The organism is Sphingomonas sp. Ant H11, assembly GCF_000797515.1.
Lineage (GTDB): Bacteria > Pseudomonadota > Alphaproteobacteria > Sphingomonadales > Sphingomonadaceae > Sphingomonas.
Genome location: NZ_JSBN01000093.1, coordinates 43,958 through 55,661, shown reverse-complemented (window position 1 = coordinate 55,661; position 11,704 = coordinate 43,958). Strand labels below are relative to the sequence as shown.

The following is an 11,704-nucleotide window of genomic DNA, read 5'->3' as shown; positions in this document are numbered from 1 at the left end:
GCGCTGTTCGGCTTGGTGCTGGTGCGCCGGAGCGGGCTGTGGCCCATGCTCGCGGCGGGGCTGCGCGGCGCGCTCGTTGCCGGGGCGGTGCTGCTGCCGTGGTGGGTTCGCAACTGGATCGTCTTCCATGCCTTCGTACCGCTGACCACCGCCAGCGGTGCCAGCCTGTGGATCGGCAACAACCCCGACGCCACCGGCAATTGGGAGCCCCCGCCCGCCACTCTCAAAGGCATCCCCGAGCTCGCTTATGGCAAACGGATCGGTGCCATCGCGCTCGGCTGGATCGAAGCGCATCCGGCTGCCTTTCTCCGGCTGACCGTGACCAAGTTGCTGCGGGCCTGCGGTATTGCCGAATTTGGTATCAATCGCCTCCTCGCAATGGGGCCGCCCTTTCCGCGCGTGCTCGCGGCGGCGCTATGGCCGCTGGCGCAGGGAGCGCATCTGGCGATGCTCGCCATCGCCGCGCTTCGGCTGGCGCGCATTCCCTTCACGCTAGTTCTGCTGATCGCGGCGTGCGGGTTGCAATGCGTGCTGTTTGGCGTTTGGTTCGAATTCGGCGAACGCCACCGCGACTTCGCCACGCCCTTCCTGCTGCTGGCCTTGTGTTGCTCGTTCGCCGCCAGAACGGTTGAGAAGCTGGACGTGAAGCCCTAGCTTAAGCGCGTGAGCAACGCCGTCACCGCCCGTATCGCCGATGGCGTCTGCGCTATCCCGGCGGAGGCATGGGATGCCTGCGCCGGCCGCGACAATCCGTTTGTCAGCCATGCCTTCCTGTCGATCCTCGAACGCTCGGGCAGCGCCCGGGCGCGCACCGGCTGGCAACCCATTCCGATCCTCGTCGACGGGGCCGATGGCCAACCCGCCGCGATCGCGCCAGCTTATGCCAAGAGCCACAGCCAGGGCGAGTATGTGTTCGACCATGCCTGGGCCGACGCATGGGAGCGGGCGGGTGGCAGCTATTACCCCAAGCTGCAGGTCGCGGTGCCCTTCACCCCAGCGCCGGGACCGCGGCTGTTGCTGCGCGATCCTGCACAAGCCCCTGCGCTCATCGCGGCGATCGAGGCGGTGACCGACCAGCATGGCCTTTCCTCCGCGCATGCGACCTTCGTCTGTCCCGATCAACTCCCCGCCTTTGAGGCGGCAGGCTGGCTGATCCGCGAAGGCACGCAATTCCACTGGCAGAATCAGGGCTACGGTGCCTTCGACGATTTCCTGGGCGAGCTCGCCAGCCGCAAGCGCAAGGCGATCCGCAAGGAACGCAGCGGTGCGATCGAAGGGCTGACGATCCGCCACGTGTCCGGCAGCGACATCACCGAAGCCGATTGGGACGCCTTTTGGGTGTTCTATCAGGACACGGGCGCGCGCAAATGGGGCCAGCCTTATCTGACGCGCCAATTCTTCTCGCTACTCGGCGAGGCCATGCCCGACCAGGTCCTGCTGATCTTCGCCGAACGCGACGGGCGACCGATTGCGGGCGCGCTCAACCTGATCGGCACCGACACGCTGTACGGCCGCTATTGGGGCTGTACCGAGGAAGTGCCCTTCCTCCATTTCGAGCTGTGCTATTATCAAGCGATCGACGCCGCCATCGCGCGCGGGCTGAAAACGGTCGAGGCGGGGGCGCAAGGCGAACACAAGCTCGCGCGCGGCTATGTGCCCGTGCCAACATGGTCAGCGCATTATATTCCCGACTTGGGCTTCCGCCGCGCCATCGCCGATTTTCTGGTCCGCGAGCGCGAGTCGGTCGAATCCGACCAGGAATTCCTCGGCGCGATGACGCCGTTCAAGCGCGGTTAGAACGGCGTCGGCACCGGGCGGATGCGCGGGCGCAGCGCTTCGTCGCTGATCTTGATGCCCGGCGCACCGTGGTCGACGCGGTAGAGCACGCTCGTCCCGTCGCGCCAGATCGGCACCAGCCCGGCATTGAACTTGGGATCATAAGCGGGCGGGCGGATCAGCCAGACATAGTCGAAGGCATTGCGCGGGAAGCGCGCCATCGCACGGCTGATCGGCCGCCACCATTCGCGCGGGCATTGCACGCTGGTCACGATCTGCGAGGGGTCGTGCGAGAAGCGCCCGGCCGGCAGATAGCGCGTCGTCAGCAATTGCGCGCCCGCCATCGACCATTGGTCGTTGGTATAGGCCATCTTCCGTTCAAGCGCGATCGCCGACAGATGTTCGAGCCGAGTCATCGTCCACGGGCTGCCGCACTCGGTGCCGATGAAGGTGACCAACCGGGCGCCGACCGGCAGATGATCGAGCGCCTTCAATTCGCGATCATAATCATCGGCGAATATCCAGAAGCTGACCGTTCCCGCCGCGATCCGCACCAGGAAAAAACGCCAGCCCCGCCGCCGCCAGCGTCGCACTGCCGCGAATCGACAAGCCCTTTTTGGGGCGCACTGCGATGATCGCAATGCCGAGCATGAACGGGGCAAGCCGCATGTCGGCATAAGCCGAGCCGAACACGATGCGCGGCAACACGATGAACACCACCAGCAGGAACAGCGCGGACAGCCCAAGATTGCGCGAATATTCGACATTAGGATCGCGAAAGCCGCGGAACAGAATCAAATACAGCACCGCGATCGACGCGATATCGAACGCCATCCAGCGATCGCGCAGCGCCATCGTCAGCCAGCCGATTTTGGCGCGCCAGTTGAACCAGTCGCCCGTCTCCCCGCCGACATGCTCGCCGCTGCGCCACACCACCATCAGGATGATCGGCAACGCAAGCGGGATGCAGCCGAGCCCGGCGCGAACCCACGCCTTGATCCAGCTCATCGGCCCGCGATCGGTGCGCGCATCATGCTGGCGGACCATCTCCGCCGAACAGGCGAGCACGCCGAGCACGCCCCAGCCAAAGGTGTGGCACACCCAGATCAGGCACGACAGCGGCACAAAGATCGCCGCGCGCAACCGGAAATGCCCGGTCCGCGCCAGCCGCAACCACAAGGCAAAGGCGTTGAGCGCCAGCGCCATCGACAGCGCAAAGTTCACGAAGCCGAACTGGAAAGCGTAACTATAAGCAAGCGGCAGCGCGAACAGCGCGGTCGGCGGAATGCGCCCGTGCACTTCCCGCGCGATCCACAGGAAGCCAGTGACGGTCAGCGCCGGGATCGTCATGATGATCAGCTTGACCGCCAGTTCCAGCCCGAACAGCTTGGCCAGCGGGATGATCAGAATGTCGATCCCGAGATTGCCGATCAACTGCCAGTTGAAATTATACCAGTCGGACAGCCACGGATACGCATCGCGCGACAATTGCACGCGGTAGCGGCCCATATGTCCCGGCAAATCGACCAAGGGCGGGATTTCCGGACGCAATAACGGGATGATCGCCACCAGCGCCATCAGCGCGACGAACGTGCGTGTCTGCCACCAGTGCAGCTTTTCGAGATCCCCCTGCATTTGCGGCTCTTACCGCGCAGGTTGCTTCGGAAACAAGCCGCCTTGAACGCGATACAGAAACAGCGCCCGCTCGCGCGTGGGGATGCGCCGCAGCCAAGGCGGCGGCGCTCCCCGTTTCAGCGCCTCCGCCAGCGTTCCCGCCGCTGCCCCGCCGAAATCGTCGGCGCGCAGCGCGACATAGCGCAATTGCCATGTTTTCGCGACGGTTACGCCCTGATCGGGCTGCCCGAGGAAGAAGCGATAGACCGCCAGATTCCCGACATTGTTCCGATGATAGGGCGCGCCCACCACCTGCAATCGCGTCGCGCCGATGGCATAGGCCCCGAGATCGAGCGGAGCCAGCAACCGCCCGGGCGGCAGTGCGGCAAGGTCGAGAAGCCCCTTTTCGCCGGAGGCGCTGCCGCATCGGCGGCACGTGCGCCGGGTTGCGCCGTGCTCGCCCGTGCGGCCACGGCTTGCGCGGCCATCGGATACAGCATCCCGGCCGAGGCAAGCCAGGCCCCCGCCAAGGACAGCGAACCGCGCGCGCGCGCCGCCGCAATGACCGCCGCCAGCGCGGGGGCCGCCAAAATTGCCCCGGCATAGGCCCCGCGCAATTGCAAGCACGTTACCAGCAAGGCCGCGACCTGCACCAACAGCATACTGGCCCAGCGCGGATCGCGCGTGACCGACACCCGCCAAGCGCTCGCTGCCACGCCCGCCACCATCACCCCGGCATAACCAATGGCGATCGGCAACGGTGTCGCAAACAGCGGCTGTGCCTCGCCCACCTTGGCCAGCCACAAGCGAGCCAGCATCGGATCCACCATGCCATAAGGCGACAAGCATTGCGGCGCGACCAGCACCATGCCGACGCCGACAACGATGACGATGATCGACCCCAATATGGCTCGGGTCGCGGGGCGCGCGATGTCGCGGGCCGCCAGTGCCATGCCCATCGGCGCAAAGGCCGCGATCACGGCGGCGCGCCAAGTGACCATCGTGAAGCCATCGCACCCGGGATAGCCCCAGGAGGAGGTCCGGAAAACGATCGACGCCGCCAGCAACCCGGCACCAAGGCCGATCCCGAAGCCCATCATCCGGTCGTCGCTCCCGGCGCTTGCCCGCAACCATCCGATGGTCATAGCGACGCCCGCCGCCGCGATCAGCGGCGCGGTTTCCAGCCCGATCACCACGCTGGCAGCAGCAGCGAGGCCGGCGACCAGCCCCGGCTCCATCGCCGGACGCGCGACCAGCGCGCGCACGACGATCAGCAGCAAAAACACCTGAAGGCCGTGATGGTCGACTCGTCCGGGCACGAAGATCGTCGTGGCAGGAAAGGCGACCGCCGCGACAACGGCGCAGTCCGCGCGATCGCCTGACCGCCCAGCACGCGCGCGATCCGCGTCGTCAGGCAAAGCGCGCCTGCGAACAGCAAGGTCGGCCATGCGATCACCGCGACAAGCTCAGCCCAGTGGCGCCCGACGACCGGGGTCAGCGACACGATGAACGTCGCGGGGAGGAGGTCGGGAAGGCGCGACCAGTGCATTTCCAGCCCCGCCCCCCAACCCAGACGGTGTTGCGCGAGATCGGCAAAGCCCTGACCCGCAATCCAGTCGCGAATCTGCTGGAGGCGCATCATGTCGTCGGTATCGGTCAGTTGCAGCGCGGACAGCGCTGCCCAGTCGCGCCACGCCCAGCCCGCGCACAACATCGTAGCGAGCGCGAACGCACACAGCGCATCGCCCAACCGCGTCCGACGAAATTCGACCAAGTCCATGCCCGCGCTTTAGACGCAGGCCGTTAAAACAGCGTGTAGACCCGTGTTAGCGGTCGCGCCGTCCGAGCAACCGCAACCGCAACGCATTGAGCTTGATGAAGCCCGCCGCATCGCGCTGGTCATACGCGCCCTGATCGTCCTCGAAGGTGACGACCTTCTCGGAATAGAGCGAGAAGGGCGATTTGCGCCCCGTCACGATCACCGAGCCCTTGTAGAGTTTCAGCCGCACGGTGCCCGCGACCTTCTCCTGGCTATGGTCGATCGCCGCCTGCAGCATCTCGCGCTCGGGGCTGAACCACAATCCATTATAGAGCAGTTCCGCATAACGCGGCATCAGCTCGTCCTTCAAATGCGCGGCACCCCGGTCGAGCGTGATCTGCTCGATCCCGCGATGCGCCAGATGATAGATCGTGCCGCCCGGCGTTTCATACATGCCGCGCGACTTCATGCCGACGAAGCGATTCTCGACCAGATCGAGCCGCCCGATGCCGTGGCGACGGCCCATTTCGTTGAGCGTTTCGAGCAAGGTCGCCGGCGACATGCCCACGCCATTGACCGCGACGCCATCGCCACGCTCGAAATCGATCGTGATCGTCTCGGGCGCGTCGGGCGCGTCCTCGGGGTTCACCGTGCGCGAATAGACGTAATCGGGGACTTCATCCCACGGATCCTCAAGCACTTTGCCCTCGGACGAGGTGTGCAGCATGTTGGCGTCGGTCGAGAACGGGGCCTCGCCGCGCTTGTCCTTGCTTACCGCAATCTGATGCTGCTCGGCGAACTCGATCAGCTTGGTGCGGCTGGTCAGATCCCATTCGCGCCACGGCGCGATCACCTTGATGTCCGGTGCCAGCGCATAATAACCAAGCTCGAAGCGGACCTGGTCATTGCCCTTGCCGGTCGCGCCGTGGCTGACCGCATCGGCATTCACCATCCGCGCGATCTCGATCTGGCGCTTGGCGATCAGCGGCCGCGCGATCGAGGTGCCGAGCAGGTATAGCCCCTCATACAGCGCATTGGCGCGCATCATCGGGAAGACGTAATCCTTGACGAACTCTTCGCGCAGATCGTCGATGAAGATATGCTCGGGCTTGACCCCGGCCAGCTCGGCCTTCTTGCGCGCGGGCTCCAGCTCCTCGCCCTGGCCGAGATCGGCGGTGAAGGTGACGACCTCGCATTGGTAGGTCTGCTGCAGCCATTTGAGGATGACGCTGGTGTCGAGGCCGCCCGAATAGGCGAGGACGACGCGGTTGATCTTATCGGTCACGGGCAGGATCCTTCGTAGTCGCGTGCCCCCTATGCGAGGCGGCGCGGCCGTGCAACCGGGTTACCGCCGCAAACGCCGCTCGCCCTCGATCATATAATCACGCGTGATCGGCAAGACGTGGCGATTCTTGGCGAACTGCACCTGGTAATTGACCAGCCCGCCAAAGTGAAACGCAGCCCCTGCGCCGGCGAGGTAGAATTGCCACATGCGGAAAAAGCGCTCGTCATAGAGCGCCACGATCTGCGCGCGCGCCGCAACCGTACGATCGTACCAATCATCGAGCGTATAGGCATAATGCAGCCGGAGCACCTCGACATCGGTGACCATGAAGCGCAGGCTTTCATTGGCGGAAACGATCTCCGACAGGGCGGGGTTGTAGCCGCCGGGGAAAATGTACTGCGTCGTCCATTTGTCGGTCACGCCCGGGCCACCCGCGCGCCCGATCGTGTGGAGCAGCATCACGCCGTCCTCGGTCAGCAAGTCGCGACACTGGCGGAAGAAGGTCTTGTAATGTGCGGGGCCGACATGTTCGAACATGCCGACCGACACGATCCGGTCGAATTTGCCCTGCACATGGCGATAATCGATCAGTTCGAACGTGACCATGTCCGACACGCCTGCGGCCGCCGCGCGCTCCCGCGCGACTTTCAACTGCTCTTCGGACAGCGTCACCCCCAGCACCCGGGCACCGGTCATCTGGTGCAGGTACAGCGCCATCCCGCCCCAGCCGCAGCCGATGTCGAGCACGGTCATGCCGGGCTTCAGCGCCAGCTTGGCGGCGATATGCGCCTTCTTGTCGTCCTGCGCCTGCTCCAGGCTGTTGGACGGGTCGGTGAAATAGGCGCAGCTATATTGGCGGTCGGCGTCGAGGAAGAGATCGTACAGGCGGCCCGACAGATCATAATGGTGCGCAACGTTGCGCTTGGACCGGCGCGCCATGTTGATTCGACCGATGCGATGCGTCACGGCCTGGATCGCACGGCGCATCGGCGAAGGGGCAAGTCCGTTCTGTCCGGCCTCCCACGGATCGTTCATCGTCAGCAGCCGGACGAGATCGCGCACATCGCCCTGCTCGACCACCAGTCGCCCGTTCATATACGCCTCGCCCGCACCAAGCCCCGGATCGCGCACGATCGCAGCGGCAGCCCCGGCATCGGTGAAGCGGATCGCCACGTCGGGGAAACCGGGTTCGGGCGTCCCGAAGTTCAAGGTCTTGCCGTCGGCGTGGTGGACGGTGAGCGTGCCGCGCTGAACGCGCTTGGCGAGAAACAAATCAATCAGTGCCATGCACAGGCCACTAACGCGTTAAATGCCTGCATACCAATCGTAATCGACACGATCTTCCCAATATCCGCCTTTTCCGAGCCCGATCCCGGCGAGCGAGGCGACCGCGTCGATCCGCATCACATATTTGGCGTGCTTATATCCAAGCTGCCGTTCAACCCGCAGCCGGATCGGCGCACCGTGCGCCACGCTCAGCATCCGGTCGTTCATCGCCCACGCCAGAATCGTCTGGGGATGGAAAGCGTCGATCAGGTCGAGCGATTCGTAATAGGCTTGGCCCGAATAGAGATCGGCGCAGGTAAACACGACATAGCGTGCGGCCCTGCGAATATCCGCCGCATTCAGGATCGTGCCCAGCATCGGCCCGTGCCATTTGCCGATCGCGCTCCATCCCTCGACACAATCGTGCCGCGTGATCTGCGTGCGCGCCGGCATCGCCATCAACGCCTGGTGCGAAATGGAAAGCGGGCGGTTGACAAGCCCGCCGACTTCCAGCCGCCAATGCGCGAAATTCTCCGCGACCATCGCGTTATATCTGTCGGTATTGGGGTTGTTGGTGCCGTTGACACGGAAGATTGGCGACATCTGGTCGGGCCGATATTCTTTCGCCAGGCTGTTGCGATCGGTCAGCGCGCGCGCGAGGCCGTAATTCATCTTTTCGCCGGAGAACAGGATCTTGCGAAGCGACGGCGTGTTCGCGACCTGGTCGCACCCGCTGAGCAGCGCACCCGCGCCCAAGGCTCCGGTGGTGAGCAGCGCGCGCCGCGTGATGATCGCGCTCATGCCGCTTCCTCCGCATCTTGGTCGGCGGGAATCGTCCACCAGCCCGTCACCATCGATTTCACCTCGGGCCACGCCCCGGCGAGGATCACCAGCACCAGATGGACAATGATAAACAAAACCAGTCCGCTCGCCGCGATGAAATGCACCGAACGCGCCGAAGCCCGGCCGCCGAGCACATCCAGCATCCACGGCCACGCCGCGACCATGGTCGGCGACAATACCAGCCCCGACAGGATCATCATCGGGATCAGGCCGAAAATCACCAACACATAAGACAGCTTCTGGAAAATATTGAATGCGCCGGGATTTTTGGGATCGTGGAAACGGAAGGCGAGATGTTCCTTCAGATCGAACCATAAATGCGCCGGAGCGAGCTCTTTCAGCCGAATCCGCAAGTCCTTCTGAAAATGCCGGTTGACCAGGCTCGATACCATGAACGCCAGCAAACCGAACGCCAGCACCAACGCGAACAGCAAATGCCAGCGCCGCGCGATTGCCAGATTGTACCCGGCCGGATCGTGAGAAACGATGGCGCATGGGGCGGGTTGAACCACGCATGATCCGGATTCGCGCCATATTGCCCCCAGTAAAGATGCGGATGCGCGTTGAGGATCGTCAGCCCGCTGCCGATCATGATGAAGATCGTCACCACGTTGAGCCAATGCCACAGCGCGTCACCAGCCGGTGGCGATACAGCACCGTGGCGGCTGCCGGAGGACTATCGGAGGTCGGCGGGCTTGTGTCGGTCATACAGAACCCTATTCGAGCCAAGGGGCGGCGTGGTTACAGCTACGCCAAATCGGTCGCGCACGATATTCGAATTTCGAACGGAAGGCCTGCTTCAAGATGACAGAGCACCATTTCTACGAACCACGCAACGGCCACAGGACCGTCCCCGGCCTGGCCCACGATCCCCTGAACGCGATCGTGGCACCCCGGCCGATCGGCTGGATCAGCACGCTCAGCGCCGAGGGCGTGCGCAACCTGGCACCATATAGCTTCTTCAGCCTGTACAATTACCGCCCGCCCATCATCGGCTTCACCTCCACCGGCTGGAAGGACAGCGTCGCCAACGTCACCGCCACGGGCGAGTTCGTATGGAACCTCGCCACGCGCGATCTTGCAGAGGCGATGAATGCGAGCGCGGCGACGGTCGCGGCGGATATAGATGAATTCGACCTCGCCGGTCTGGCGATCGCACCCTCCCGCATCGTCGCGCCGCCACGGGTCGCGGCAAGCCCCGCCGCGTTCGAATGCCGTCATACCCAGACGCTGCGGCTGGCATCGGCAGATGGCACGACCCTCGACACCTGGCTGGTGCTGGGCGAGGTCGTCGGCATCCACATCGCGCCGCATCTGATCGCGGACGGTGCCTATCGCACCGCCGCCGCGCACCCGATCCTGCGGGGAGGCGGGGCAGCCGACTATTTCGAGATAGGCGAGGCCGCGCGCTTCGCGATGCGGCGGCCGGACTAGCCGCCCTTACCGTGTCGGCACCGGCTCCGCGCCGGTATAATCGTAAAAGCCGCGCTTGGTCTTGCGGCCGAACCAGCCCGCCTCGACATATTTCACCAGCAGCGGGGCCGGGCGGAATTTAGGGTCGCCCGTCCCTTCGAACAGCACGCGGGTGATTTCCAGGCACGTGTCGAGCCCGATAAAGTCGGCAAGCGTCAGCGGCCCCATCGGGTGGTTGAGCCCGAGCTGGCACGCCAGATCGATGTCGCGGATCGTCGCCACGCCCTCGCCCAGCGCGAAGCAGGCTTCGTTGAGCATCGGCATTAGGATGCGGTTTACGATGAAGCCCGGCGCATCATTGGCGTGGACGATCGCCTTGCCGAGCTTCTGCCCAAACGCCTCGACCGCCTGCACCGTCGCGTCCGAGGTGGCGAGGCCGCGGATCAGCTCGATCAAGCCCATCACCGGCACGGGGTTGAAGAAATGCACGCCGACGAAACGGCCCGCATCGGGGGCGGCCTGCGCCAGCCGCGTGATCGGGATCGAGGAAGTGTTGGACGCGAGGATCGCGGTGTCGGACAGCACCTTGCCGACCTCCGCGAAGATCGCGCGCTTGATTTCCTCGCGCTCGGTCGCCGCTTCGATGACGAGGAAGGCCGGGCCCATCTCGGCGACGCTCGCCACCGGTTCGATCAGCGCGAGGGCTGCATCGCGGGCTTGCGGCGTGATCTTTTCCTTGGTCACCAGCCGGTCGAGCGCCTTGGCGATGCCCGCTTTGCCCGCTGCAGCGCGTTCCAGCGACACGTCGCTGAGCAGCACATGAAACCCCGCTTGCGCCGAAACCTGCGCGATGCCCGCGCCCATCTGGCCCGCGCCGATTACGCCTACCGTCTGCATGCCGCTCTCCAATCCTCTCTGCTCCTTGCATCCCCCTTTTTGATTTGTCATCCTCCGACGCACAAACATTCTCGTGATGCATCCCCCAACACCCCCGCCACGGCTTCTGGACCTTGTTGCCTTGGGGCAAAGTAATTAAGCTGGGGATTGACGGCGCGGGGGCAGAACATGAAATCACGAACAAGGTTTAACTGTTACCGAATTTTGATTGCGGCATGTTCCATAGACATCGTGTCTTTTGCGGCTCCCTGCGCAGCACAGGTAAATATTGGGGTACCAGCCACGCCCGTTGCTCCGGAAAACAAGCCACTTCCCGTCGAGCAATTTATCGACGCCATTTTGCCGGCCAAGACGGAGTTGCTGCTTCAAACAACGACTTCGTTAAACTCTTCCACCTTGGCAGTCGGTCAGAAAGTGACGCTAAAAATCTCCTACGACGTCAATCTCGACGGAGCAGTTGCTATACCACGCGGAACACCGGCCTTTGCCCGTGTCACCGCTGTCAGCGGCAAAGGCATGTTCGGCAAGGCTGGGCTCATCAAGCTAGATATGGTTTCTCTCGACCTGAACGGACACAGCTACGCTATCTCGGGGCATCTCGAACAAAATGGTGCGACCAACTTGAAGAGGATGAGCACCGCAGTCGCAGTGGCCGGACCTCTGGGCGGAATGCTGACCAGCGGCAGCGACGCATTGCTCGACACGGATCGTACGATCATTGGCTTCACCGAGGAGGCCATTCCGGTTCGGGTAGCACACAAGCCCCCTGAAGTTGACCAGACACCCGAATTGTTCCGCGTCGACTCGTCAGATCTTACCCGCAAGAACTAGAGGTTTGGTGCCTGCCACTA

Annotated in this window: 11 protein-coding genes and 2 pseudogenes; 4 read left to right on the top strand and 9 right to left on the bottom strand. The window is 64.0% G+C overall.

The window, feature by feature from the left end; all coding sequences use genetic code 11:
* Positions 1 to 654: pseudogene (locus NW75_RS25325) on the top strand (glycosyltransferase); the annotation flags it as partial.
* A 9-nt stretch (positions 655 to 663) separates the two neighbouring features.
* Positions 664 to 1,797 (top strand): GNAT family N-acetyltransferase, encoded by a 1,134-nt coding sequence (locus NW75_RS16320; protein WP_033966202.1) that lies wholly within the window; start codon positions 664 to 666, stop codon positions 1,795 to 1,797.
* Here the strand turns inward: NW75_RS16320 and NW75_RS16315 are convergent.
* From NW75_RS16315 to NW75_RS16285, 8 genes and pseudogenes are all read right to left on the bottom strand, one after another.
* Positions 1,794 to 3,411: pseudogene (locus tag NW75_RS16315) on the bottom strand (hypothetical protein). The gene NW75_RS16320 and the pseudogene NW75_RS16315 sit on opposite strands and share 4 nt — an antisense overlap.
* 9 nt (positions 3,412 to 3,420) lie before the next feature.
* Positions 3,421 to 3,597: a hypothetical protein gene (locus NW75_RS24590; RefSeq protein WP_156143055.1), complete on the bottom strand. Its 177-nt coding sequence runs from the start codon at positions 3,595 to 3,597 to the stop codon at positions 3,421 to 3,423.
* Positions 3,598 to 3,617: 20 nt separating this feature from the next.
* Positions 3,618 to 4,709 (bottom strand): hypothetical protein, encoded by a 1,092-nt coding sequence (locus NW75_RS24585; protein WP_156143054.1) that lies wholly within the window; start codon positions 4,707 to 4,709, stop codon positions 3,618 to 3,620.
* A complete protein-coding gene (locus NW75_RS16305) occupies positions 4,661 to 5,170 on the bottom strand; it encodes a hypothetical protein (protein WP_033966200.1) in 510 nt (169 codons plus the stop codon). The genes NW75_RS24585 and NW75_RS16305 overlap by 49 nt, the downstream gene beginning before the upstream one ends.
* A 46-nt stretch (positions 5,171 to 5,216) precedes the next feature.
* Positions 5,217 to 6,434, bottom strand: a complete 1,218-nt coding sequence (locus tag NW75_RS16300) for an argininosuccinate synthase (protein WP_033966199.1) — start codon at positions 6,432 to 6,434, stop codon at positions 5,217 to 5,219.
* A 60-nt stretch (positions 6,435 to 6,494) separates the two neighbouring features.
* A complete protein-coding gene (locus NW75_RS16295; RefSeq protein WP_033966198.1) occupies positions 6,495 to 7,721 on the bottom strand; it encodes an SAM-dependent methyltransferase in 1,227 nt (408 codons plus the stop codon).
* An 18-nt stretch (positions 7,722 to 7,739) separates the two neighbouring features.
* Positions 7,740 to 8,501, bottom strand: coding sequence for a molybdopterin-dependent oxidoreductase (locus tag NW75_RS16290; protein WP_033966197.1), 762 nt, complete (start codon positions 8,499 to 8,501; stop codon positions 7,740 to 7,742).
* Positions 8,498 to 9,055 carry a cytochrome b/b6 domain-containing protein gene (locus tag NW75_RS16285; protein ID WP_443024489.1) on the bottom strand — a complete coding sequence of 186 codons (558 nt, stop codon included), beginning with the start codon at positions 9,053 to 9,055 and terminating at the stop codon, positions 8,498 to 8,500. The genes NW75_RS16290 and NW75_RS16285 overlap by 4 nt, the downstream gene beginning before the upstream one ends.
* Positions 9,056 to 9,347: 292 nt before the next feature.
* On the opposite strand from NW75_RS16285, the gene NW75_RS16280 reads away from it, so the two are divergent.
* The gene (locus NW75_RS16280; protein WP_033966196.1) at positions 9,348 to 9,977 is read left to right on the top strand and encodes a flavin reductase family protein; all 630 of its coding nucleotides are present in this window, start codon (positions 9,348 to 9,350) and stop codon (positions 9,975 to 9,977) included.
* 6 nt (positions 9,978 to 9,983) lie between these two features.
* Here the strand turns inward: NW75_RS16280 and NW75_RS16275 are convergent, their stop codons facing one another.
* Positions 9,984 to 10,853: a 3-hydroxyacyl-CoA dehydrogenase NAD-binding domain-containing protein gene (locus NW75_RS16275; RefSeq protein ID WP_033966195.1), complete on the bottom strand. Its 870-nt coding sequence runs from the start codon at positions 10,851 to 10,853 to the stop codon at positions 9,984 to 9,986.
* A gap of 168 nt (positions 10,854 to 11,021) precedes the next feature.
* Between NW75_RS16275 and NW75_RS16270 the strand changes: the two genes are divergently transcribed.
* The gene (locus NW75_RS16270; RefSeq protein ID WP_126846690.1) at positions 11,022 to 11,684 is read left to right on the top strand and encodes a hypothetical protein; all 663 of its coding nucleotides are present in this window, start codon (positions 11,022 to 11,024) and stop codon (positions 11,682 to 11,684) included.
* The last annotated feature ends 20 nt before the right edge of the window (positions 11,685 to 11,704 follow it).